This window comes from Vibrio sp. TRT 29B02, assembly GCF_050113655.1.
Lineage (GTDB): Bacteria > Pseudomonadota > Gammaproteobacteria > Enterobacterales > Vibrionaceae > Vibrio.
In genome coordinates this window covers 33,336-59,198 of the sequence record NZ_JBNJOJ010000006.1, presented here as the reverse complement: position 1 = coordinate 59,198, position 25,863 = coordinate 33,336, and the positions used below count along the sequence as shown (strand labels likewise).

The 25,863-nt window shown below is 46.1% G+C and carries 19 protein-coding genes; 8 read left to right on the top strand and 11 right to left on the bottom strand.

Annotated features, from left to right (window positions below):
* Positions 1-2: 2 nt before the first annotated feature.
* The gene (locus tag ACQEXT_RS05500) at positions 3-347 is read left to right on the top strand and encodes a ribosome recycling factor family protein (RefSeq protein WP_426950980.1); all 345 of its coding nucleotides are present in this window, start codon (positions 3-5) and stop codon (positions 345-347) included.
* Between the two features lie 68 nt (positions 348-415).
* Here the strand turns inward: ACQEXT_RS05500 and galM are convergent, their stop codons facing one another.
* The 4 genes from galM to galE form a co-directional block, all read right to left on the bottom strand.
* Entirely contained in the window at positions 416-1,480 is a 1,065-nt protein-coding gene (galM, locus tag ACQEXT_RS05495; RefSeq protein WP_426950978.1) for a galactose-1-epimerase, read from the bottom strand.
* A gap of 9 nt (positions 1,481-1,489) precedes the next feature.
* The gene (gene galK / locus ACQEXT_RS05490) at positions 1,490-2,650 is read right to left on the bottom strand and encodes a galactokinase (RefSeq protein WP_426950977.1); all 1,161 of its coding nucleotides are present in this window, start codon (positions 2,648-2,650) and stop codon (positions 1,490-1,492) included.
* A 70-nt stretch (positions 2,651-2,720) separates the two neighbouring features.
* Positions 2,721-3,776 (bottom strand): UDP-glucose--hexose-1-phosphate uridylyltransferase, encoded by a 1,056-nt coding sequence (locus ACQEXT_RS05485; RefSeq protein ID WP_331416493.1) that lies wholly within the window; start codon positions 3,774-3,776, stop codon positions 2,721-2,723.
* Between the two features lie 45 nt (positions 3,777-3,821).
* The gene (gene galE, locus ACQEXT_RS05480) at positions 3,822-4,838 is read right to left on the bottom strand and encodes a UDP-glucose 4-epimerase GalE (protein ID WP_331426690.1); all 1,017 of its coding nucleotides are present in this window, start codon (positions 4,836-4,838) and stop codon (positions 3,822-3,824) included.
* A gap of 365 nt (positions 4,839-5,203) precedes the next feature.
* Here galE and ebgR point away from each other — a divergent pair, with 365 nt between their 5' ends.
* From ebgR to ACQEXT_RS05455, 5 genes are all read left to right on the top strand, one after another.
* Positions 5,204-6,187: a transcriptional regulator EbgR gene (gene ebgR, locus ACQEXT_RS05475; RefSeq protein ID WP_426950976.1), complete on the top strand. Its 984-nt coding sequence runs from the start codon at positions 5,204-5,206 to the stop codon at positions 6,185-6,187.
* Between the two features lie 356 nt (positions 6,188-6,543).
* Complete coding sequence (ebgA, locus tag ACQEXT_RS05470) at positions 6,544-9,648, top strand: beta-galactosidase subunit alpha (RefSeq protein ID WP_426950975.1); 3,105 nt, start codon at positions 6,544-6,546, stop codon at positions 9,646-9,648.
* Positions 9,649-9,651: 3 nt separating this feature from the next.
* Entirely contained in the window at positions 9,652-10,104 is a 453-nt protein-coding gene (locus ACQEXT_RS05465; protein ID WP_138970430.1) for a beta-galactosidase subunit beta, read from the top strand.
* 97 nt (positions 10,105-10,201) lie between these two features.
* Positions 10,202-11,635, top strand: a complete 1,434-nt coding sequence (locus ACQEXT_RS05460; protein ID WP_426950974.1) for an amino acid permease — start codon at positions 10,202-10,204, stop codon at positions 11,633-11,635.
* Between the two features lie 190 nt (positions 11,636-11,825).
* The gene (locus ACQEXT_RS05455) at positions 11,826-12,734 is read left to right on the top strand and encodes a DMT family transporter (RefSeq protein WP_426950973.1); all 909 of its coding nucleotides are present in this window, start codon (positions 11,826-11,828) and stop codon (positions 12,732-12,734) included.
* Here ACQEXT_RS05455 and ACQEXT_RS05450 read toward each other — a convergent pair.
* Positions 12,685-13,443 carry a helix-turn-helix domain-containing protein gene (locus tag ACQEXT_RS05450; protein WP_426950972.1) on the bottom strand — a complete coding sequence of 253 codons (759 nt, stop codon included), beginning with the start codon at positions 13,441-13,443 and terminating at the stop codon, positions 12,685-12,687. The two genes, ACQEXT_RS05455 and ACQEXT_RS05450, sit on opposite strands and share 50 nt — an antisense overlap.
* A 111-nt stretch (positions 13,444-13,554) precedes the next feature.
* Here ACQEXT_RS05450 and ACQEXT_RS05445 point away from each other — a divergent pair, with 111 nt between their 5' ends.
* Positions 13,555-14,898, top strand: a complete 1,344-nt coding sequence (locus tag ACQEXT_RS05445) for an MATE family efflux transporter (RefSeq protein ID WP_426950971.1) — start codon at positions 13,555-13,557, stop codon at positions 14,896-14,898.
* A 31-nt stretch (positions 14,899-14,929) separates the two neighbouring features.
* Here ACQEXT_RS05445 and ACQEXT_RS05440 read toward each other — a convergent pair whose 3' ends face one another.
* The 5 genes from ACQEXT_RS05440 to ACQEXT_RS05420 all read right to left on the bottom strand — a co-directional run bounded on the left by ACQEXT_RS05440 (position 14,930) and on the right by ACQEXT_RS05420 (position 23,428).
* Positions 14,930-17,044 carry an alpha-galactosidase gene (locus ACQEXT_RS05440; RefSeq protein ID WP_426950970.1) on the bottom strand — a complete coding sequence of 705 codons (2,115 nt, stop codon included), beginning with the start codon at positions 17,042-17,044 and terminating at the stop codon, positions 14,930-14,932.
* Between the two features lie 10 nt (positions 17,045-17,054).
* Positions 17,055-20,162, bottom strand: a complete 3,108-nt coding sequence (locus ACQEXT_RS05435; RefSeq protein ID WP_426950969.1) for a beta-galactosidase — start codon at positions 20,160-20,162, stop codon at positions 17,055-17,057.
* Between the two features lie 159 nt (positions 20,163-20,321).
* Complete coding sequence (locus ACQEXT_RS05430; RefSeq protein WP_331416485.1) at positions 20,322-21,548, bottom strand: ABC transporter substrate-binding protein; 1,227 nt, start codon at positions 21,546-21,548, stop codon at positions 20,322-20,324.
* A 108-nt stretch (positions 21,549-21,656) separates the two neighbouring features.
* Positions 21,657-22,508, bottom strand: coding sequence for a carbohydrate ABC transporter permease (locus tag ACQEXT_RS05425; protein WP_331416484.1), 852 nt, complete (start codon positions 22,506-22,508; stop codon positions 21,657-21,659).
* Entirely contained in the window at positions 22,508-23,428 is a 921-nt protein-coding gene (locus tag ACQEXT_RS05420; protein WP_331416483.1) for a sugar ABC transporter permease, read from the bottom strand. Before ACQEXT_RS05420 ends, ACQEXT_RS05425 begins: the two co-directional genes overlap by 1 nt.
* Positions 23,429-23,771: 343 nt before the next feature.
* On the opposite strand from ACQEXT_RS05420, the gene ACQEXT_RS05415 reads away from it, so the two are divergent.
* The gene (locus tag ACQEXT_RS05415) at positions 23,772-24,854 is read left to right on the top strand and encodes an ABC transporter ATP-binding protein (protein WP_426950968.1); all 1,083 of its coding nucleotides are present in this window, start codon (positions 23,772-23,774) and stop codon (positions 24,852-24,854) included.
* A gap of 40 nt (positions 24,855-24,894) precedes the next feature.
* Here ACQEXT_RS05415 and ACQEXT_RS05410 read toward each other — a convergent pair whose 3' ends face one another.
* Positions 24,895-25,803 carry a LysR family transcriptional regulator gene (locus ACQEXT_RS05410; RefSeq protein ID WP_426950966.1) on the bottom strand — a complete coding sequence of 303 codons (909 nt, stop codon included), beginning with the start codon at positions 25,801-25,803 and terminating at the stop codon, positions 24,895-24,897.
* Positions 25,804-25,863 lie beyond the last annotated feature (60 nt).

Below are 25,863 nucleotides of genomic sequence, written 5' to 3'. Positions count from 1 at the left end.
GCATGTTGTCCATCACTCTCAACAGTTTCGTCCACCGTGTTGCAGACAAAACAACGGTGATCAAGTGTGCCAACCAGCATGGTTGTCAGTTAAAGCGAATTCGACGTTCAAGGCATTGGCAGTTGAGCGGACACGAACAGCAATTGCGCTCATTGATAGAGACTCTAAAAGATGAGGATCAACAGTGGATAGTTGCAGCGATTGGCAAATCCTTGCCCGAACCTGACGTCGATTTGTCTCAAATACTGCTCAGCAATCCCACCATGACCGTTAGTCAACTCGTGCAAGAAACAGGTTGCTCGATGAGTGAAGCTCGCGTTGCAATTGACCAGCATGAAGGATTCTAAACGGCGTAGCTGACGCTTCCTTAAATAATAAAAAGCCAGTCGTGTGACTGGCTTTTTCTATCTGGCGATTATCGCGAGCGGGAGAATTGGAATGTCGTTTGATAACGATATTCCTCTCCCGGACGTAGAATGACACCTGACTGCGGCCATTGTGGGTGATTGGGCGAGTCCGGCAAAAACTGCGTTTCTAGGGCTAATCCCGCATAATCTGCATACTCTTTTCCCGCTCTCGCTGGCGTACCCGCTAACCAATTGCCGCAATAAAGTTGCATCGCGGGTTTGTCAGTTATCACCGAAAGAGACACTTGCTGATCCTGACTGGTCAACGTCGCTACAGGCACACTGGTATCACGTTGTGGATCAAACCAGTAGCTGTGATCATATCCCTTAGCGGCTTGTTGTTGCTCATCCGCTAATAAGTCTTGAGCGACACTTTTGACGCTACGGAAATCAAAACCAGTACCTTGGACACTGACCAAATCGTCAAGTGGGATACCATTCTCATTTGTCGGCAAGTAGTAATCCGCTTCGATTTGCAGTTGATGTGAACGGGCATCCAACTCACTCTCTGTACCATTGAGATTAAAATAAGCATGATTGGTCAAATTTATCGGCGTCGCTTTGTCACAATGAGCGATGTATTCAATATCGAATCGTCCATCATCATGGAGCTGATAGCGCAGTTGAACATCAAGATTCCCAGGGAAACCTTGATCCCCATCGGCTGAACTCAAGCCAAAAATAATGGTATTGGTTTGCTGTTCGACCACTTGCCAGCGCCGCTTATCAAAACCCGAGATGCCACCATGCAAGCAGTTACCAGCCTGGTTCACAGACAACTGATATGACTGCCCATCAAGCGTAAAAAGCCCATTGGCAATGCGGTTCGCATAGCGGCCAACCGTTACCCCCATGTAACTAGGCTGACGCTCAAAGTCTGCCATGGTCCCTACACCTAACAAAACTTCGCGCAGCTCACCACACGCCAAAGGCAAACGACAACTGAGCCATGTTGCTCCGATGTCCATCAACACAATGCGAACCCCACTCACATTGGTTAATTCAAATAACTGAGCGGGCTGACCGTCATAGGCAAGCTGCTCAGTCATGGTGCGAAAGAGAGAATTTTCCATCAACAGTCCTTAGCACATTTCAATCAGGCCGGCGCCATCTTTGGCCTGACAAACGTAGATAGACTCTTTTAATCCGGTTGCGACTTGATATTGCTCAGCAACAGCTGCTTTGACTGGCTCGACAAGTTCAGGCGGCATTACTGCAACAATACAACCACCAAAGCCGCCCCCCGTCATACGTACACCGCCTTGCTCGCCGATAACCGCTTTAACAATATCCACTAAGGTGTCAATCTCTTTGACGGTAATTTCAAAATCGTCACGCATAGAAATGTGCGATTGTGCCATTAACTGCCCCATACGCTTGAGATCGTTTGCACGCAATGCTTGAGCGGCTGCAAGTGTTCGCTCATTTTCGGTGATTACGTGACGAGCACGCTTAGCGACCACTTCATCAAGCTGATCTGCTTTCGCTTCAAATTCAGTCATAGTGACATCACGTAACGCTTTAACACCAAAGAGACTGGCCGCTTGCTCGCATTGTTGACGGCGAGTGTTGTACTCACTGTCCACCAGACCGCGTTTTTTATTGGAGTTGATGATCACAACGGACATATCAGCAGGCATAGAGACAGATTCGGTTTCCAAGCTTCGACAATCTAGCAACATTGCATGATTTTCTTTGCCTTCAGCGGAAATCATCTGATCCATAATGCCGCAATTACAGCCAACAAATTCGTTTTCTGCCTGTTGACCATTGAGCGCAATCTCCGCCTGAGAAATCTCTAGCTGATAAAGCACTTTAAAAGTTTGACCTATCACGACTTCTAGCGCAGCAGAAGAACTCAAGCCCGCGCCTTGCGGTACGTTACCACTCACAGAAATATCTGCACCGCCAAACTCATAGCCTCGGGCGAGCAAGCACTTGACCACACCGCGGATGTAGTTGGCCCACATTTTATCCTTAACAAAAGTGATCTCTTGGCTGATATCAAACTCATCGGTTTGGTTTTCGTAATCAACGGCAACAACTCGCACAATACTATCGTTACGTTTCGCCGCAGCAACGACCGTTTGATAGTCGATCGCACATGGCAATACAAAACCATCGTTGTAGTCGGTGTGTTCACCAATAAGATTGACGCGCCCTGGAGCCTGAATGATATGGCTCGCTGCGTAGCCAAGTACTTGGCTAAATGATGCTTTCACACTGTTGATTAGTTCTGACATAAAGCCCTCTAGAATTCTGTTAAATTTTTCATGCCAGCGCTTGCACTGCATTGCTGGCTAAAATGGTTGGTTACTTCTGTTCTTTGTAATGAACATCACTCAAGTCACGAAGACGTTGTGCAGCTTGTTCTGCGGTGAGATCACGTTGGCTTTCGGCCAACATTTCGTAACCAACCATAAATTTTCGTACTGTGGCACTGCGCAAAAGTGGTGGATAGAACAGTGCATGAAGCTGCCAATGTTCAATATCCGTCCCCTGTTCAAAGAAGGGGGCATAATGCCAGCCCATTGAGTAAGGGAATGAGCATTGGAACAAGTTGTCATAACGGCTGGTCAACTTCTTGATCGCCACGGCAAGATCATCGCGTTGTTCGTCAGTCAATTCACTCATACGGCGAATATGCGTTTTAGGCAGTAACAGGGTTTCAAATGGCCATGCCGCCCAATATGGCACCAAAGCTACCCAATGCTCGGTTTCCACCACAACTCGTGAACCGTCTTTCAATTCAGCATTCACATAGTCCACCAGCAAATTGCTGCCGTGTTGTTGGTAGTAGGCTTTAAGATTCTGCTCTTTGCGTTCGATTTCATTCGGTAGGAAACTGTTCGCCCAAATCTGACCGTGTGGGTGAGGCTGAGAACAGCCCATGGTTTCCCCCTTATTTTCGAATGCCTGAACCCAGATGTAGTGCTCACCTAACTCTTCGATCTGACGGTTCCAAGTATCTATTACACCGCGGATCTGAGTCACAGAGAGTTCTGGCAAGGTTTTGCTGTGATCAGGAGAAAAACAGATAACTCGACTCAGCCCTCGAACGCCTTGTGTTTTGAACAATGGATTGTCTGATTCAGGTGCATCTGGTGAATCTGGCATTAATGCAGCAAAGTCATTACTAAACACATAAGTGCCCTGATAATCTGGGTTCACATCCCCCGAAATACGTTGGTTTGTTGGACATAGAAAACAATCTGCTTGATATTCAGGTAGTTCATCTACAGCCGCTTTCTCATCAGCGCCACTCCAAGGTCGCTTGGCTCGATGTGGCGATACAAGAATCCACTGCCCAGTTAATGGGTTGAATCGGCGGTGTGGATGATCCACAGGGTTAAACTCAATCTTCGACATCGTACTTACTCAACTACTTAAACTATTTTCAAATCAAATATGGTGTTAGGCGGAATAACCCTGAGGGTTGTTTGACTGCCAATTCCAAGTATCGGCTGTCATTTCATCGATACTGCGCAGCGCGCGCCATCCCAACTCTTTTTCAGCCTTTTCAGTGCTTGCCCAGCACTCAGCAATATCACCAGCTCTACGAGGGCATATTTGGTAAGGAACGGCATGTCCACAGGCACGACTAAACGCCTCCACCATCTGCAATACACTCGATCCTTTCCCCGTACCTAGGTTGTAGACATGCAAACCATGTTGACTCCCCACAGAGTTCAGTGCCGCGATATGCCCGTCAGCGAGATCCATGACATGTATATAGTCGCGGATACCGGTACCATCTTGTGTAGGATAATCGTCACCAAAAATAGACAAGCGCTCACGTCTCCCAACAGCAACCTGAGCAATGAATGGCATCAAGTTATTTGGAATACCTTGGGGATCTTCCCCCATCGTTCCAGAAGGGTGTGCTCCAACAGGATTAAAGTAGCGTAACAACGTGATGCTCCAGTCCTGCTCAGCAGCAAACAGATCACTGAGGCACTGTTCAACCATATATTTGCTGCGACCATAAGGGTTTGTCGTCGCTCCAGTTGGCGACTCTTCGGTGATAGGAACTTGTTGAGGATCGCCATAAACAGTGGCAGAAGAGCTGAAAACAAGGCTTTTGACACCCGCTTTACGCATCGAACGAGCAAGAACCACTGTGCCATTAACATTGTTGTCATAGTATTCGAGGGGCTTTTCAACAGATTCACCAACCGCTTTTAGCCCAGCAAAGTGGATCACCGACGTGATGTCATGTTTCGAAAATACAGAATCGAGAAATGCTTCATCACGGATGTCACCGACGTAAAACGTCGGTGTTTTACCAGTCAGAGCATCGATACGAGTAAGCACCTCTTCTTTGGCGTTGCAAAGATTATCTACAATAATGGGGTCAATACCTGCTTCAATCATCTGCACACAAGTATGACTGCCTATGTATCCCATACCGCCGGTAACAAGAACTTTCACTATTCGATCTCCATCAATCGGTGAGCAATACCATGCTCAAATCTCTTCGATGGCAAAAGTCTATCAATCAACGACGTCCAAGATCCGTGATCAATTTCGCGTTATGTAAACGTTTCCACAAAATTAACCATAAATGACCTTCAAGATTAGTGTGATAAATGGTTTAGTTAATCAAAGTTGATGACCGATTGGCCGTAGTAAACAAGATTTCCGTTGAAGCTTTTTCCATTCAGCATTCGAATAGATAACAATGTTTGCTATTTTTTACTAAAAATCGGTACTTGATCGGTGTGATTGTTTACAATACTTGGCATAGTTAGATTGCCTACGTAAGCGCAACAAGTAATAAAGGGACGTAATAATTAATGGCAACATTGAAAGATATTGCGACGGAAGCGGGGGTTTCCTTAGCTACCGTATCAAGGGTACTTAACGACGATCCAACATTAAGTGTTAAAGAAGAGACTAAGCACCGCATTTTTGAGATCGCAGAAAAGCTAGAGTATAAAACCAGTAGCTCCAAGAAAGCGGCGCTAGCTAGAAAACAAAATCATCACTTTATGGCGGTATACAACTACCCTCAGGAAGCGGAAGTCAACGACCCCTATTACCTTTCTATCCGCCACGGCATCGAAACTCAATGCGATAAACTAAACATTGAGCTAACAAATTGTTATAACAATGAAATCGTCGCAGCAAGCAATAAGATAACGGGTGTTCTTTTGGTTGGACGAAGCAATCCGACCACCTTAGCCCAGTTGACTAAGATGACTGACAATATTTGCTATGTCGACTTCAGTGACTGTGACTCTGAATTCGATTCTGTCGACATTGACCTCAAACGAATCAGCAAACAAATCACCGATTTTTTCATCGACCAGGGCTTTAAACGTATTGGTTTTATTGGGGGTCAGGATAAACCCAATTGTGCCGACATTCGTGAAATTGCCTTCGCTGAATATGGGCAACTTAAAGGCGTAGTGTCACTTGATGATATCTATCGTGGCGAGTTCACCAGCTCATCTGGGTATAAGCTTGCTAAAGAAATGCTGGCAAAACCGGACTTCCCTAGAGCGTTATTTATTGCCTCGGATTCAATTGCGATTGGGGTGTTAAGAGCCATTCATGAGCACGGGCTTAATATCCCTGAAGACATTTCGCTTATTAGTGTGAACGATATTCCTACCGCAAAGTTTACGTTCCCATCCCTGTCTACGGTGCGAATTCACTCAGAGATGATGGGAATTCAAGGCGTTAACCTTCTCATTGAAAAAGTTCGTGATGGTCGCGCCCTACCATTACAGGTTTATGTTCCGAGCAAGCTAAAACTAAGAGGCACCACTCAATGACTCCAGAGCAGTGGCTAGCCATTCTCACTCCGCATCTTGAACAACGATTCAAATAAAATCAATCAAACAGCATCTCTAAGGCACTGAATTTCAGTGCCTTTTTTATTACTTAAAACTCAAATCCATGCTGCTACTCCCCCCTCACCCAGCAATAAAATGTGGTTAAACATTATTCTTTAATCGTGATCACAGCTTTCACCTACCGACTCGAATAAATCGTGATCCAGTTAAAGTAAAACGTTTTCACTAATTTATTTTAGTAAAAGTTTTACTAATATCTTTCCCATAAGCTCACTGAGCATTTTTTAACAGAACGTCGGCAGTCATCGGACGCTTTAAGCCGAGGGAGAGCAATCGTGAACAATTGGGAAAACTTCCTACACTTACATGAGAACCGCATGGCACCACGTGCCTATTTTTTCTCATACGACTCCGTCAACAGCGCACAAACTTTTCAACGCGAGCTCAGCAACCACTTTATGCTGCTAAGCGGACAGTGGCGTTTTAACTACTTCACAAACCCGCTCTTGGTTCCTGAGGAGTTTTACACTGACAAGATGGAACAGTGGGGCCAGATTACGGTTCCAAATATGTGGCAAATGGAAGGCCATGGCGATCTTCAATACACTGATGAAGGTTTTCCTTTCCCAATTGATGTTCCTTTTGTGCCAAGCGATAACCCAACTGGCGCTTATCAGCGTAATTTCACTCTGAGCGAGAGTTGGAATGATCAACAAACCATCATCAAATTTGATGGTGTGGAAACCTACTTTGAAGTCTATGTAAATGGTCAATATGTCGGTTTTAGCAAAGGGAGCAGACTTACCGCCGAATTCGACATTTCAAAATACGTAGTACAAGGCGATAACCTTCTGTCAGTGCGCGTGATGCAGTGGGCTGACTCTACCTACATCGAAGATCAGGATATGTGGTGGACCGCCGGCATCTTCCGTGATGTTTACCTTGTGGGTAGACCACAAACCCATGTGCAAGATTTTACCGTCCGCACTGACTTTGCCGACGACTACGTCGCAGCAACGCTCTCTTGTCAGGTGGAACTTGAGAACCTTAGTAACCAGCAAGCGCATGGCTACTCACTAGACTACGCTCTGATGGATAAAGGTCAGGTTATTGCTCAAGGCTCATGCAGTAACCTGACTATCGACCAATCTGCTCAGGCTCGCTTTAACATCGAGATGACCCACCCAGTTCACTGGACCGCTGAAAATCCTTACCTTTATCAACTTCTGATCACTCTGCGTGATAATCAAGGCAACATCTTGGAAGTGATCCCACAACGAGTTGGCTTCCGTGACATTAAAGTGCGTGATGGCCTGTTTTACATCAACAATCAATATGTAATGCTCCACGGGGTTAACCGTCACGACAACGATCATCTAAAGGGTCGCGCTGTGGGAATGGATCGCGTCGAGAAAGACATCGTGTTGATGAAGCAACACAATATTAACTCTGTGCGTACAGCTCACTACCCTAATGACCCTCGCTTCTATGAACTGTGTGATATCTATGGTCTGTTCGTTATGGCGGAAACCGATGTAGAAACTCATGGTTTTGCCAACGTGGGAGATTTGAGCCGAATCACGAATGATGCCGCGTGGGAAGCTGTGTTTGTCGAGCGCGCCGAACGCCACATCCACGCACAAAAAAACCATCCATCCATCATCATGTGGTCGATGGGCAACGAATCAGGCTACGGCTGTAACATCCGCGCGATGTGCGCGGCAACCAAAGCGATTGATGACACTCGTCTCGTCCACTATGAAGAAGACCGTGACGCGGAGGTTGTTGATGTCATTTCAACCATGTACTCACGTGCACAATTTATGAACTATTTCGGCGAGTTCCCGCACGAAAAACCGCGCATCATCTGTGAATACGCCCACGCTATGGGTAATGGCCCAGGTGGTCTGACTGAATATCAAAATGTGTTCTACAAACATGATCACATCCAAGGTCATTATGTTTGGGAATGGTGTGACCATGGCATTTTAGCCCACGATGAGAAAGGTGAGTCTTTCTACAAATACGGTGGTGACTATGGCGACTACCCTAACAACTACAACTTCTGTATGGATGGTTTGATCTACCCTGACCAAACTCCAGGCCCAGGCTTGAAAGAGTACAAGCAGGTGATCGCGCCAGTAAAAATCCGCGCTATCGACCCACAAATGGGTAAGTTTACCGTTGAAAACAAGCTGTGGTTCTCAGACATCAACGATTACACCATTACCGCAGATATTCGCGCCGAAGGTGAGACTTTACGCACCGTTCAATTCAAAGTAGCTGACTTAGCCGCCAACTCTGAACGAGACATTGAGATTGCGATCCCGGAATTGGATCAACGTGAAGTCTTCGTCAACTTTACCGTGCGTAAAGATAGCTGCACTCTCTACAGCGCGGCTAACCACGACATTGCGGTTTACCAATACCCAATCAAAGCAAATACGGCAACCACTACAACTTATAGTAACGCCAACGCAACCAGGTTAAATATCGAAGAGAGCCGTCTTGGTTATTTGATTGAGGGCCATAACTTTGCAATTAACTTCTCGAAAGTCAATGGCAAGCTAACCTCCTGGTTGGTCAATGGTGAGGAGCTGATCAAATCTGAACCGAAGCTCAACTTCTTCAAACCAATGATCGACAACCACAAGCAAGAGCATGAAGGATTGTGGCAACCTGCCCACCTTCAAATCATGCAAGAGCACTTCCGCACCCTCAATGTTGAGCTGATTGATGGCAAAGTCGAAATCACCACGACCAGTATCATCGCGCCACCAGTATTCGATTTCGGGATGCGTTGCAGCTACCGCTACCAGATCAACGCTGAAGGACAACTCAACCTAGAACTGAGCGGCGAACGCTATGGCAATTACCCGCATGTCATTCCTGTGATCGGTTTAGATCTTGGGATCAATGGTGAGTTCGAACAGGTCAAATACTATGGTCGTGGCCCAGAAGAAAACTACCAAGACAGCAAGCAAGCCAACATGATTGATGTTTACCAGACAACCGTCGCTGATATGTTTGAGAACTACCCATTCCCTCAAAATAACGGCAACCGTCAAAACGTTCGCTGGGCAGCTTTGACTAATCGCAATGGCACCGGTTTGTTAGTAAAGCCTCAGCAAGAGATCAACTTCAGTGCTTGGTTCTACACCAACCAAAATCTACATCAAGCTCAGCACACAATTGAGCTTGAGAAAAGTGGTTACATCACTCTGAATCTCGACCACAAATTGATGGGACTTGGTTCCAATTCTTGGGGCAGTGAAGTGCTCGATTCATACCGTGTCTACATGGATGAGTTTTGCTATGGCCTGACACTAATGCCACTGCAAGCGGGTGACTGTAACGCCCAAGCACTGGCTGCACACAACTTTGGTGACGCCTTCTTTAAGAACAAGCGTGTCACAACAACTGATGTAAACGAGGCATAACCCATGATCGTGTTAGAAAGCTTAGAGCAATTCAAACAAGTGTACCGCAATGGTCGTAAATGGAACCGCTGTGTTGAGGCGATTGAAAACTGCGTCAACATCAAAGATGGCGTAATGCACTCCATTGGCGACTCACTGGTGTACATGATTGAAGATGGCATTTCACTGAACAATGACACTTTTATCGGTAACCGCCGCTACTTTGATGTGCACTACTATCTGGAAGGCAAAGAATCAGTAGAATTTGCGGATAAGTCTCAGCTACAACAGCTTGAGGCGTATAGCGATGAAACGGATCGTGAATACCTGATAGGTAAAGGGCAAGTACGTGAACTGAGCGCAGGTCAGTTGGCCATTTTTGACAATAGCCAAGGCTATCGTTTCTTAGGTGACAACCGAGTGCGCAAAGTGGTGCTGAAAGTAACCATCGAAGATGGCTACTTCCTCAACAAGTAACCAAGACATTCATACCAATAACAACGAGGGGCGATGCCTGTCGCATCAGCCTCTCGATAAAACCCTACAAACACGTGACTCTTCGGAGATATAACAAATGTCTGATACCAAACGTAACACCATAGGCAAGTTTGGCTTGCTGTCCTTAACCTTTGCTGCCGTATTCAGTTTCAACAACGTCATTAACAACAATATTGAAATCGGTCTAGCATCGGCACCAATGTTCTTCTTAGCGACCATCTTTTATTTCATCCCTTTCTGCTTAATCATCGCTGAGTTCGTTTCTCTCAACAAAGATTCAGAAGCTGGGGTTTATGCTTGGGTTAAAAGCTCACTCGGTGGTCGCTGGGCATTTATTTCTGCTTACACTTACTGGTTCGTAAACCTGTTCTTCTTTACCTCACTACTGCCACGCGTTATCGCCTACGCTTCCTATGCTTTCCTTGGCTATGAGTACATTCTGACACCATTCGCGACCACTGCTCTCAGTATGATCCTGTTTGCGTTCGCAACTTATGTGTCTACCAACGGCGCAAAAATGCTGGGGCCAATTACTTCCGTCACTTCATCATTAATGCTGTTACTGACTATCTCGTACATCTTGCTTTCTGGCGCTGCGCTACTTGGCGGCGTAGAACCGGCTGACCCAGTAACTGTTGAAGCAATGATCCCTGATTTCAGTTGGGCATTCCTTGGCATTACTACATGGATCTTTATGGCTGCGGGCGGTGCTGAGTCTGTCGCGGTTTACGTCAACGACGTTAAAGGTGGTTCTAAGTCTTTTGTAAAAGTGATCATTATTGCAGGTATCTTTATTGGTGCGCTTTACTCTGTCTCTTCTGTACTCATCAACGTATTTGTCTCTAGCTCAGAGCTAAAATACACAGGTGGCTCAGTTCAGGTATTTGAAGGGCTAGCAAGTTACTTTGGCCTACCTGAAATCCTGATGAACCGTTTCGTGGGCTTGGTTTCATTCACAGCCATGTTTGGCTCTCTACTAATGTGGACTGCAACACCTGTAAAAATCTTCTTCTCAGAAATTCCTGAAGGTATCTTTGGTAAGAAAACGGTAGAGCTTAATGAAAATGGCGTTCCAGCACGTGCAGCTTGGGTACAGTACGCCATCGTATTCCCACTAATGATTATCCCAACCTTAGGCTCAAATACAGCTCAGGATCTTATGAATACGGTGATCAATATGACCGCAGCGGCTTCAATGCTCCCACCGCTGTTCATTATGCTGGCTTACCTAAACTTGCGCCTAAAACTGGATCATCTAGAGCGTGATTTCAAAATGGGTTCACGCATGACAGGGATTGCCGTGGTTTCGATTCTGATCGGTATCTTCACTGTGGGCTTCCTAGCGTCAACGTTCCCAACAGGCGCAGACATCATGACCATCATTTTCTACAACGTTGGCGGCATTGTTATCTTCCTAGGTTTTGCTTGGTGGAAGTACAGCCAATACGAAAAGTCACTCAATGATCAAGAGCGCTTACAAGAGGCCGCGCCTGCCGTTGCCCTAAAATAATAATGACAACCCCTTTTGGGCACCTAGTGGTGCCCTTTTTTGTTTTGTCTATCACTGTCAACTACGACCTTCACGAACAGAAAAGCGTCTTTTCGGATCATTTATCCAGCTCAAGACCAGATATAGTGATCAGCAAGGTGCGCGGCCGCCACTTGCATGTTCTGTCATATCAACAATAAGGTTAATCACAATGACTAAACTCAATACCATAGCACCCGTGTTATTTCTGGTGATGTGGAGTAGTGGTGCGGTGATCGTTAAGCTCGGCTTGCAGTTCTCTTCACAGTGGAGTTTTCTAGCCCTGCGGGCTCTGATTTCTCTGCTCTGTATCTCGGTAATTTTTCTCATCGCGAGACGTTTCAACAAGGCAACATTTTCTAAGCCAACCCGAAGTGATGTCGCCTCAATACTGACGGTCGGCTTACTGTTACAAGTTCTCTACCTCACTTTCTATATTTTGGCGATTGATAGTGGGATGTCACCGGGGCTGGTCACTTTAGTACTGGGAATTCAGCCACTCATCACCCCGTTACTTTGTCAGCAAAAAATTGACCGCATCAAAGTGTTGTTGTTAGTTTTAGGCTTCACTGGCCTATGCATCGCCATAGCTGGCGCGCAAACTCTGACTGAAATAGGTTGGTCTGGATTATTGTCTGCCGTGCTCGCGCTATTAGCACTCACGTTTGGCACCATCAAACAGACAAAAGTCACCATCCAACCAGTTCAAGCGATGTGGTATCAATGTCTACTATCAAGCACGATATTTACGCTTGTTAGCCTGTATGTTGGATGGGAGATTAATTGGACTGGTGAGCTTGTTTTCTCTGCGCTATGGATGAGCATTGTTGTCTCTGTAGGCGCCTTGCTATTGCTGATGTATATGGTCAACAAAGAGAGCTCGGACAAAGTCAGCGTATTGTTTTATGCAGTTCCGGTACTGACTTACCTGTTTGACCACTTGCTGTTTGGCACGACATTAAGCAGTACGACCTTGTTCGGTATGACTTTGGTTGCGTTTAGCGTTCTTATCTACCGTCGCCAGACATCCACTAATCATGACTACGAAAGCTCTTCGGTGATAAGCCAAAATAGCCGCTAAAGCTTCGCGTAAACGAAGATGGATTACTAAATCCTACTTCCTCTGAAATTCTGCTGATTGGCATATCGGTGTTGGTCAGCAGAGTGCGCGCTTTTTCCATTCTTAGTTTGGCGAGATACTTGAGAGGCGTGAGTTGCATCTCTTTGCCAAACAAATGCTTGAACTGAGTAGGGCTTAAACAAGCCACCTTAGATAACTCTTCGATAGTGTAATTCGCAGCAATATCTTGATTAATATATTGGATCACCTGCTTGATTCGGTTGTCCATTTTACTTGTCGAACATTGACGTGAAAGCAGCTCAAAGAGTAACCCAAGCATGCTCTCTTCTAGCTCATCCTCAATATTGTGTTCCAACTGTTTTTCAATAAAGCGGACATACTGATGGGTCGCTTCATCAAGTAAAAGAATTGGCTGTTCCAGTGTGAGCAATGATTGTGGAAGTTGCTCTACATCGATCACCAAAAAACGGAAATCTTCACGAGCACGAAATTCATGGTAACAGCCAGACAAAATGACAACGCAGTCTCCATAAGAGACACTGGCAGCACGGCCATCCAATGTCAGATCAATGTAGCCCCGAAGAGGAAGCAGTACCTGATGATGATCATGAGTGTGTCCATCTGAGCTGCGACTGTATGCTCTGACTGTAATTTTTCCGCTCAATGTTTCGTCCTGAATCCATTCACTATCAAAGCACCACTTTATCACACAAAGAAAAGTCCACAGCTTAGTGATTTTCCCAGTAAGTAAGAAAACTCATATCCACACTTTCTTTGTGATTATATAATTATCGGTTCCACTTCATTTGTTAAGACCCCTATGTCGAATTCAGCAAGTTCTATCGATAAACGTATGAATATCGTCGCCCTGACATGGCCTCTATTCGTCGAAATTTTGCTAAGGACAGCACTCAATACCAGTGATGTATTCATGCTAAGTGGATACTCAGACAAAGCCGTTTCTGCCGTAGGCGTCATTTCTCAGCTATCGTTCTTTCTTATCATTGTATCTTCAATGGTTAGCAGTGGGACTGGGATCCTTATTGCTCAATACAATGGTTCCAACCGTACTTTGGAATCTGCGTATGTTGGTATCGCAAGTATTGCCCTTTCCGCGCTCGTCGGAATTTCGTTAAGCGTGATCGCAGTGATCGGCGCTTATCATTTTTTACCGCTGTACGGGCTTGAAGCACAGGTAGAGCAATATGCTCATGAGTACTTAGTCATCAGTGGAGCGTTGACGTTTAACATTACACTCGGCATTGTCCTGACGACTATTTTGCGCAGTAATGGCTATTCACGCGCACCAATGGTCGTCAACCTGATTAGTGGTGTCATCAATATTGTCGGCAACTACATCGCCCTTTACCAACCTTTCGGCTTACCCGTATATGGCGTGGAAGGTGTCGCGATTGCTACTGTCATCAGCCAAGTTATCGGCACTCTGATTTTAGCGGTGGTCATTCGACGTAGTGATATTTCGCTACCGTTTGGTCAATTTAAGCAGATTCCGAAGACGATTTATTCTCGCATCGTAAAGATAGGTGTTATGAATGCAGGTGAGGTCCTGTCATACAATATGGCTCAAATATGCATCACCTTTTTTATCGTTCAGATGGGCACCGCCTCACTCGCCGCCTTTACCTACGCACAAAATATTGCGCGTCTGTCATTCGCCTTTGCCCTTGCATTAGGGCAAGGCAGCCAGATACAAGCAGGCTACTATATTGGGCGTGGTTGGATCGATTCGATTCTCAAGCTGGTACAACGCTACTTTGTGATTGGCTTTGTTGTTTCGACACTGGTGACTATTGCTATCTATTTACTGCGCGACAACATTATTCCGCTGTTCACCGCCGATCCCGAGATTTCAGCACTCACAGCCAGTCTCATTGCAGGGTCAATTATCTTAGAAGCTGGTCGGGTGTTTAATTTGATCTTTATCTCGGCACTAAAAGCCGCAGGAGATATTAAATTCCCAGTCCAAATGGGCATTCTCAGTATGTGGGGACTAGGCGTAGCCATGAGTTACCTATTTGGTGTGCATTGGGGCTTTGGTGTTATCGGTGCTTGGATGGCGATTGCACTCGATGAGTGGTTCCGAGGTTTAATCATGGCGAGGCGCTGGCGTTCAAAAGTCTGGACGCGCTTCACCTTGAGTTAAGTTTAAGGGCGCACAATGCGCCCTTAACTATTTATATCGCCTCAATGCTAAGCAATAAGCAAGCTTCAGGGTCAAGGATAGGCAGACTGAGACCAACTGTGGCTAACCACTCACCTTTGAGTGTAATCTCTCCCTCATGCCACCAGGTTTCACCCTCTTTCATCAACTGAGCGCTGGATTGGGGGTAATCCACCAGACGAACTATATAGCACTTTTGTGGTTCCAAATGTTCAATCAATAAAGGTTCCGGCAGGGCATAGTCTGGCATCGCTTTTTGACATACTGTAATCAGGGTTTGCTGAGCTTTTGTCACCCCATAGGCCAAACGGGTCTGGTCACTGCTGTCGAGATAAAAACTGTCACCGCTATGCAGCAGCTCTCGATACTGTTTATGCAACGCAATATACTTGGCAAAAGCCTGTTTCTCTTGTTCACTCTCTTTAACCGGGTCAAGTTCAACCCCCATATGACCATTGAGAGCTGTCAGACCACGCAGGTTAATATCATGACTGCGTCTTGTGGTATGGCTGTGGGACGGCCCGATATGCGCCCCCATCACCTCGGGTGGAAAAAAGATCCCCATGTGCTTTTGGATAGTTTGCCGTTCAAGTGCATCGTTGCAGTCGGATGTCCAGAAACGACAGGTTCGTTTAAGGATTTCATAATCAACCCGACCACCACCTGAGCTACACGACTCAATTTCAACATTAGGATGAGCGGAAACCAGCTGGTCAATAAGTCGATACAGAGCTTTGGTCTGACCATGTACTGCTCCACTCCCCTGATGAGTCGCCTGAACCAGCTCGCGGTTCATGTCCCACTTAACATAGCCAATGTTATGCTCACTGAGCAGGGCATCCAGACTGTTAAATAAATACTGAAAACAGTCACTGTTTTGCAGATTCAGGACATATTGATAACGCCCGGTCGGCTGCTGATACCCCTCGGCTCCAAGCAACCAGTCTGGATGCTGGCGAAACAGGTCAGAATCTGGGTTAACCATCTCTGGCTCAACCCAAATACCAAACTCCATGCCCAAAGAGTTAACATGTTCAATCACTGGCTCCAGACCATTTGGGTACTTGCTTGCATCCAATATCCAGTCTCCCAATGAAGACTTGTCATTGTTACGGCCTTTAAACCAGCCATCGTCAATGATGAAACGTTCAACCCCCATCTGAGCTGCTTGAGTCGCCATTTGGCATATATAATCAGGGTCATGGTCGAAGTAAATCCCTTCCCACGTGTTAAGGTGGACGGGGCGCAACTTGTGACTTTCAAAAGGTAAAATCTGCTGCCGAACGTAGCTATGGTTTGCTTTGCGAATACCATTGATACCTTTTGGACTATAGGTAGCCAAAAGCTCTGGAGTGGTGTAACCCTGCCCTTGTTTAAGAATCACTTCCCCGGGAATAAGCCACTCACCTGCCTGCAGTAATCGACGGCCATCACTTTTCACATCTGCGCGCCAATGATGATTACCACTCCATGCTAAATGAAATCCCCACACTTCACCGGCTTGATCAGAAAACCCTACTGTACCCAGCAGGCAACCGGGAAAGTATTCATGGGAAGTGCGACCTCGACGGTTTTCCACCAACCAGGAACCGTGGTTGATGGTCTGGCGCTGAGACTGAAACTCCCGACTCCAGCGACCATGATAACTTTCCAACTCCGAAGCTCTGAATGGTAGCGGAAGTGTCAGCGCCAGTTTGTTTAACGTGTACTCCTGTTGGCTGACGTTGCTCAGGGTCATCTGTTTACTCAACACACCTGTACTATCGAGCTTAAGGCAGATTGTTAAGATAAGTTGGGCCAACTCATCCTGACAAACAATCTCAACCTCATTGCCAGATTGAGTGTGACTGAGATAATCAAGTCGAGGCATGCTCGCCAGACCATTGCGATGCCCTTCAATCGCCGAAGAGCCAAAACTGCCCCGCCCTAACTCAGGACAAAGAGTTAAAGGAACATCATGATCCAAACGTGCCTGAGGCACCGCACGCAACTGACTTTGTGCCAGAGAATCAAACTGCTGAGCATCTAAGCAATTAATAGACATCCCCCAATAGAGCACTTCTGGAGCAGGGCTAAGTTTGATCACCAGTGACACATTATCACTGTGTAGTTGTACGAACTGATTCATCAATCGCTCCTTAAATGACAAAGCTTAGCGTGAGCTGATAGCGATAACGCTTTTCAAGTAACTGGTAATGCTGATGGACACTTGGCGTCCATGAATCATCACCACCAACCCCCATATGGAAACCATCAAGGCGGACATAAATGCTATCTTGCTTGACCAGTTCATTGGTGTGTTTGGCTGTAGCCAGATTCTCCTGACTAAACTCACTGACCGCAAAATGGAAATTGCCTCGTATAAAGAGTTCCCCCACCTGCGCTTGGCTAACATCACAACGTAAGCCATTCTCTGACGGGAAAATGTAGTCGGTATGCATCAGCTCTACAGAAGAGTGATAACGGCCAAAATGGGCGGAAAGCTTTCTGTCAGGATAGTTCTCATGCGGACCACGACCAAACCAACTCACAGGTTGCTGATGTTCACTCACACCATGGTCATACAGCGCCAGCTCCATACCTATCCTTGGTAATGGGGGCAGTCCATTAGCCAGCTCGACATCGACATCTATCGAAACATCACCACTTTGCGAAATCTGATAGCGCCAGGTAGAAAGTATTAAAACTTTACCCGCTTGCAGATAGGTCGCTTTAGCCACAACCTGCACACCTGCCTTGTTTTCACTCCATTCAAAATCAATCGATTGACGCTCAAGAGAGGCCAAGCCAATAGCCTGCCAACGAGCGAACCAAGAGTTGGGGTCGAGTCGATCCGCTTCGCTAGTACCAATATCATTGTCTAACGGGGCGCGATAGAAGTTATCCAAAACAGGCTGAGTCAGTTTTTCGTTGTCGTTTACTTTCCAACTGCAGATAGCACCGAGCTGCTTATCGAACTCAATAGCAAAAAGATCACTGTAGACCAACAGCTTTTCAGGACTATCAGAGACATTAGCCAGCCATGCTGGATTGGCGCCTGGTAGTACTAACTGAGCGTCGACCGATAATTCAAACTGTTCACTAGCCGTGATATGTCCAACCTCCGCCCATGGTGTTGCCTGGTTAAGCACTACATCAAGATTAAGGTGATAACGAGCGCCTGCTTTGTCGCGTGCAGCGCTGTTTTCCAGTACCAGTTCAACGCTTTGCTGACGGTCAATCACCAGCTCAATCTGACCACAATCAACCACAACCCCATCCTCTAACACTTGCCATTGAAGTGTTTCTCCTAGTGAGGAGGTAAATAGTTTTTCGCTGCTAATGCGCAGGGTAAGCGGTGCCTGATCGATTAGATTAAACTGATAAAACTGCTGTGCTTTCTTCACTTCGAACAGCGTCGGATGAAGGGTTCGATCCGGGAAAATAAGACCATTGATACAGAACTGGCGGTCATTGATTTCATCACCAAAGTCACCTCCGTATGCCCAGTATTGATTGCCCTGCTCATCAACCTTAGTCAAACCCTGATCGACCCAATCCCAGATAAAGCCCCCTTGCAGACGAGGATGATCGCGAAAGGCCTTCCAATAATGACTGAAACTGCCTAAGCTGTTGCCCATCGCATGAGCGTATTCACACAGAATCAAAGGCCGTTGTTCGTCAGGTAAGGCAATGGACTTTTTGATTCCTACTCGCGGTGTCACATGTGGCTGGTGAGCAACAACAGGTAGATCCCAGTCCACACGGGCATACATAGGGCAGATAATATCTGTCGCAGCGGTCATTGCACCGCCCCCTTCGTACTGTACTGGTCGTGACGGATCACGCCGCTTAACCCATTGATACATAGCATGATGGTTGCTGCCAATGCCAGACTCATTACCTAACGACCAGATAATCACTGATGGATGGTTCTTGTCACGCTCGACTAAACGCGTCATACGACGCATATAGGCATTGAGCCACTCACTATCGTCAGACAAGCGGCACATAGGAAACTGACCGTGAGTTTCGATATTGGCTTCATCGACTAAATAGAGACCATACTCATCACACAGTTGGTACCACAACGGATGGTTAGGGTAATGAGCGGTGCGCACTGCATTGAAGTTGTTTTGTTTAAGCAACTTGATGTCGCGAAGCATATCTTCACGCGTCATCACATGACCTAATTCAGGATGGTGCTCATGGCGGTTCACACCACGAATCAACAACGGCTGCCCGTTGACCTTGAGCTGCCCCTGACTGATCTCAACCTGCCTAAAGCCAACGTCATAGCTTTCGCAGTCCACTAACTTACCCTGCTCATCCAACAAACTAATCACCACTCGATACAGGGTCGGTGATTCTGCGCTCCATAACTGTGGGGCATTGATATTTAAGCTATGGTTGACTTTGTCACACCATGGGCCTTTTTCGTCGACAAACTCGACTCCAGCACTGGCATCCTGAGTAATGACTAACTGCTGTTGAGCATCATAAAGACTAACTCTAACCACATGCGGTAGATTCTTTTTTGACAAGGTCGTCACGACCTTCAGTCTGGCATCGCGGTAACTGTCGTCTAGCTCAGTCACTACCTCGACATCTTTAATATGAATGGCAGGTTTACTCAGTAAGGTGACGTCTCGAAAGATACCGCTAAGCCACCACATGTCCTGATCTTCGAGATAGGAGCCATCGCTCCACCTCAACACCATCACGGTAATTTGGTTGTCACCATCAACAAGCAAGTGTGACAAATCGAACTCTGCCGCCAGTCTTGAGTCTTGCGAGTATCCGACCCAATGACCGTTACACCACAAATGAAAGGCACTATTCACTCCGTCAAACGTAATGGTGGTTTGCGCTTCACGGGCGGAAAAATCAAAATGGCAGCGATAAACACCGGTGGGATTGTGCTGTGGCACCAACGGAGGCGTGTCAGCAAACGGATATTTCACATTGGTATATATAGGTTTATCAAAACCTTGCAGCTGCCAGTTTCCCGGCACCGTTATTTCACTCCATTCACTATGATCAAAACTCTTATCAACACACTCAGCGGGCACATCTTCCGGCCTTTCGAACAGCTCAAAGTGCCAACAACCATTGAGGCTAAGCTGCTTCTCCGATTGAGACTTGGTTAAAGCGTTCTGTTCGCTTGAATAAGCATGAAGAGGAGCGTGCGCGGGTAGAACATTATGGTGAACCACATGCTGGTTCTCCCATTCTCGCGCCGCTATGATTTGGCTAAAAGTTCTCATCACAGCACCCTAAAGATAAGAGAAAAGAGAGCACCCCCATTTGGCAAGGCAGTGCTCTGAAGGTAACACCACCCCAAATAGAGTGGTGCCATCCTCTACTTGCTACTAACCAGTAAATAGGGAACGTCAGTAGCAAGTAAGGGAAGATTTATTGCTGAATTACTTAAACGTACGCTGACGTACTTTTTCTAGTTTTTTCAGAATATTGTCGATACGTTCAGGTTTAACCATAAACTCCTGGAAACCCTTCATACCTTCTTTAGCCATCGCTGGATCGGTATCGCGATCGTAGAACTGAGCCGTACCCTGAGCGCCAGCAAGCATCTGAACACCTTTGTTGAGGAACTCATCATCCGCTGCTTTAGCTTTGTTGTTGGTCGGGATTTGTAGGATAGATTCATTGATCAATTGCTGAATTTCAGCCTGTGCGACAAACTCTAAGAACTTACGTGCGTCCTCTTTGTTCTTCGCTTTGGTAGGGATATGAATAGTATCCATTGGCGCATCTTCTGCTACAGGAACTGAAGCATCAATAATTGGGAACTGGAAGAAACCCATTTTACCTTGCATATTTTCAGGGAAGTTTGGCGTAATGAAGTTACCAATCAGGTACATAGCAGCTTGACCGTTGTATAGGAATGGCTGCGCTTCTTGCCATGAGTAAGATGCATGGTTATCAAGGAAGTAGCCCGGCTCAACCAGTTCAGCCCAGTTGGCAAAAGTTTTCTTCACACGCTCATCAGTGTAAGGGATCTTGCCGTCCATAAGGTCAATGTGGAAATCAAGACCGTTAGTACGCAAGTTGATGTAATCGAACCAGCCAGCTGCTGTCCATAAGTACTTAGTACCGATAGCAAAAGGAGCAACATTGTTCTGTTTCAGCGTTGCTGAGGCGGCTTTCAGCTCCTCCCAAGTTTTAGGTTCTGCAATGCCATACTGCTCGAAAATATCTTTACGGTAGTAAACACCCCACTGGTAATAGGTGTAAGGCACACCGTATTGCTTGCCGTTAACCGTCATTGCCGGAGCTGCAGCCGCAAAGTCCTGCTTCATATTTTTATCAGCCCAGATATCGCTTACATCTTCAAACAGGCCACGATCAACAAAAGTTTTCATACGGTTACCCGCATACCAGAACACCACATCTGGTGGTGATGTCACCAGCCAGTTACGAATCGTGGTTTTGTAGGCTTCTTTATCATACAGGTTGTACTCAACCTTGATGTCTGGGTTTGCTGCTTCAAAGCGTTTAACAATCTCTTGCCAGGCGGCTTTGGGTGCAGGGTCAGCCTGATCTGAGTTAATCACTAGAGTTCCGGCCCAAGCGGTGGTCGAGAGTGTTGCCCCGAGAACTGCAGAGGCAGCAAGATGTTTCACGTATTTCATATTCAGGTCCTTGTTTGTGAGCAGATGCTCATGGGTCCAATAGTTATATTTATTAACGACATAAAAGAGCTGACCAGCCAGAGAAGAGTGACTGACAAGCTGTGAAAACTAACCTTTGGTCGCACCAAGAGTTAAACCAGCGATAAAGTGACGCTGCATAGTAAAGAACAGCACCACGGGAGGAATTGCAGCAACAATGGCGCCAGCAGAGATAAACTGCCACGATGCCAGCCACTGACCTTTAAGTGAACTTAAGCCTGCGGTAACAGGTCGCACTTCGTCGCTTTGCACCAGCACCAGAGCCCAGAAGTAATCATTCCAGATAAAGGTAAATACCAGCACAGCCAATGCCGCCAAAGCAGGGCGAACCAATGGCAAAACAACATGCCAGAATATTTTCCACTCGCTGACCCCTTCAACTCGTGCCGCCTCAATCAATGCATCCGGAATACCGACAATAAAGTTGCGCATAAACAGCGTGCAGAAGCCGGCTTGGAAGGCGATGTGGAACAGAATCAATGCCCAGTGAGTATCGTATAGGCCAAAGCTAATGGTCAGGTCACGAACTGGGATCATCAGGATTTGGAAAGGGACAAAGTTACCGGCGATAAACAGCGCAAAGATCCAGACATTGGCTTTGAACTTGTACTTAGCCAAAGCGAAACCAGCCAAGGTAGACAGAGCAACCGCACCCGCTACCGCAGGTAGAGTGATCAATAAACTGTTAAACAGATACTGACCCATCGACGTTGAGGTAAATACCTGAGTGTAGTTCTCGACCAACTGGAACTCACTTGGCCATCCCCAGTAGTTACCAGTATTGATGTCTTCGATGCCACGAATAGAGGTCATCATCACTGCGATAAGAGGCAGTAGCCACATCACTATCGCAATAGGTAGCGCGACGCGGTAGCTGATATTGGCAAAGCGTCCCGCTTTTTGAATCGGTTGTGGGTACATTATTTTTCACTCCTCAACATACGCCATAAGAAGTAAGCGATATACACATCCATGATGAGGAACAACACAACAGAAACAGATGCGCCATATCCCATTCGGTAGTTGAAGATCGACTCTTCATACATTTGGTACGCCAGAACTGTCGAACTGCCCCACGGACCACCAGCGGTCATAGTGGCAACTAAGTCAAATGAGCGCAGCGCGCCAATGACAGTCACGACAATAGCAATAAAGGTAGCTGGACGAAGTTGAGGGATAACCACATACCAAAGCATGCGCCATTTCTTCGCTCCATCAAGACGAGCTGCTTCAATTTGTTCTGGGTCGAGATTGTTTAAACCTGTCAGATACAAAATCATGCAGTAGGAGATTTGTGGCCATAGGCCTGCTGCGATAATGCCGTAGGTGACATAATCTTCATCAGCAAGAATTGAAATAGGTTCTATGCCAAACGCGCCAAGCACCATATTGAACAGACCAAACGACGGATCATAGAACCATGCAAACACCAAACCCACGACCACTTGAGAAATAACAAATGGGAAAAAGAACAACGACTTAACTACGCGAATCCCTTTTACCTGTTGATTAAGGAACAGTGCAATTGCCAAGCCGATGGGTGGCGCCAGCATAAAAAACACCAGCCACATAGTATTGTTCTTTAGAGAGGTATAAAACGCTTCAGAGTCAAACAACTCACGGTAGTTATCTAAGCCAACCCAAACTTTGTCCCCCAGACCATCCCACTCATAGAAGCTAAGCCAGATACTATCTAAAATTGGATAGATAACGTAAATAGCAAAAATAGCCATTGCTGGGGCTAAAAACAGCCATGGTGAAAGCTTTGCGCTTACCCTTGCTTTACGTCTTGCGGAAGGAAGACGATTTTCGGGGTATATCGTTTTCACAGATTGCTCCATTTCGTGTGACTCCTTGTCACATCCTTTAGTTATATCCACTTCAGTAAACGCTATTAAAAGTAGACAGGAAGTTACTAAAGGATGAAGTTTTATCTAATCTACAATTACATATTAATAACTATGATGATTAAATACATACCGAGAAATCATTTTTGTAAACGTTTCCACAAAAATGCTCATTTTCCACTAAATAACCATGATCACGATCAACTATTTCCCTTTACAAGGTAACAAAAATCTATCAAGCGAGTATGTTTTATACATCAGGCGATATTTGTGCTGTTTTAACGCACATGATTCGCTCACTAGAAAAGTATTTTGAGCCATAAGGCAAGGAGTAACTATGGCTGACATCAGCTTAAAACAGGTCATCAAACGCTATGGGGATGTGCAGACCATTCATGGTGTTGATCTGGAAATAGAGAACGGTGAGTTTGTTGTCTTCGTTGGGCCATCAGGTTGTGGCAAATCGACACTTTTACGTCTTGTTGCTGGACTAGAGGAGATCTCAGGTGGAGAGATCCATATAGATAACCAACTGGTCAATGATGTAGATCCCGCCGAACGCGGTGTTGCCATGGTGTTTCAGTCCTACGCTCTCTACCCGCATATGACAGTGGAAGAGAACATGGGCTTTGGCCTCAAAATGAACGGTCAGCCAAAAGCGATGATCGATAAACAGGTTCAAAGCGCAGCGAAAACTCTACAACTTGATCATTTACTTAAGCGCAAACCAAAAGAACTTTCTGGTGGTCAGCGTCAACGTGTTGCTATTGGTCGCGCCATTGTCCGCAACCCGAAAGTCTTCCTGTTTGATGAGCCACTCTCAAATCTGGATGCCGAGCTACGCGTCGACATGCGCTTGCAAATTGCCAAGCTGCATCAAGATTTGCAAAACACTATGATCTACGTAACTCATGATCAGATTGAAGCCATGACTCTGGCCGATAAGATCGTGGTATTGCGTGACGGACGTGTAGAACAGGTTGGCTCTCCACTTGAGCTATACCATAAACCACAGAATGAGTTTGTTGCCGGGTTTATTGGTTCTCCTAAGATGAACTTTATCCCAACCAAGGTTGAGTCTTCTAGTGGTCAAGGTTTACAACTGGTTAGTGAGGATGGTTCCCTGTTCACCTTGCCAGCAGTACAGCGCTCTTTGTCTGCAGGTGACAGCATTACATTAGGCATTCGTCCGGAACATCTGGAAATTGAACTGTCTGAGGATGTTCATTTTAACTTCCAGAGTGAAGTGGTAGAAAGGCTTGGCAACAGTACCTATATGTTTGGTCAGGCTTGCGGTGTTGATGGCTTTAAGGTCCATCTGCCTGGCGATCAGGAAGTGACAAAATTCCAGACAATGGACTTAAGCTGTAAACATTCAGATTGCCATCTTTTTGATCAACAAGGTCTGCGGGTGGTCTAGGGTCTTAACAGAATAAAAGTGGCTGACAGAGTGTCAGCCACTAACTCACCACCGAAGCCACAACGCTTCTAATCCAGATACTTTTCTCTTCGTACTGATTCGCCTTCAGAAACAACAGGCGAATATCAAAATCAGGGATCTCAATCGGGCTAGTGATCGCTTGCAGATCATGTGAATACATTTCCATTTCAGCAAAACGTTTCGGCACAATACACAGTAATTTCCGACCTAGTAACAAGCGTCTGATAGTAAGAAAGTTGCGTGATGCCACACCTACCCTTCTGGTATATCCGAGCTTATACAATGATTTATCAACTTGAGTTTGCAAACTACCATCAGGGCTAACTAAGGCATGTTCTACTGCTACAAACTCCTCAATCGACATCGTATCACCTGCTTCAACCGTATTAGGATCGAATAAGCACAAGTGTTGCTCTGTATAGAGCAGCTCAGACAGAAAACGTCGATTAAGGTTTTCGATACTTCCAATCACGATATCCAGCGCTTCGCTGTCAACGATATCTACATAATTGCTGCGATTGACGTTAAAAAAACTGACCTGTGAATTTGGTGATTGGTGTTTGATCGCGTCGTACAACGCTGGCGCAAAAAGCTGCTCAGCGTAATCCGTTAGTCCTATTTTCCATACGCCAGTATAGCTTTGCGGAACAAAGTGCTTCTTAACCAATAAGTCATTCTTAATGCTACCAAGCAGCTTATCGATCACTGGAGCTATGTCTTGAGCGTGCCGAGTCGGCTGCATCGTCGCCCCCACTCGTTCGAATAAAGGATCATCAAATAGCGCTCGCATTCTCTGCAACGTATGACTCATAGCAGACTGACTGACAAAGCACTGCTCTGCAGCCGCGCTGACACTGTTAGTCTGAAACAAGGCTTGAAAAGCCACCAGCAAATTGAGGTCGACCCCTTTCCAATTAAACTCTTTCACTCATCCCGTCCCATTTTATTCATAGTCTGTATTGGGACTATCAATTTGAATCATTTTATT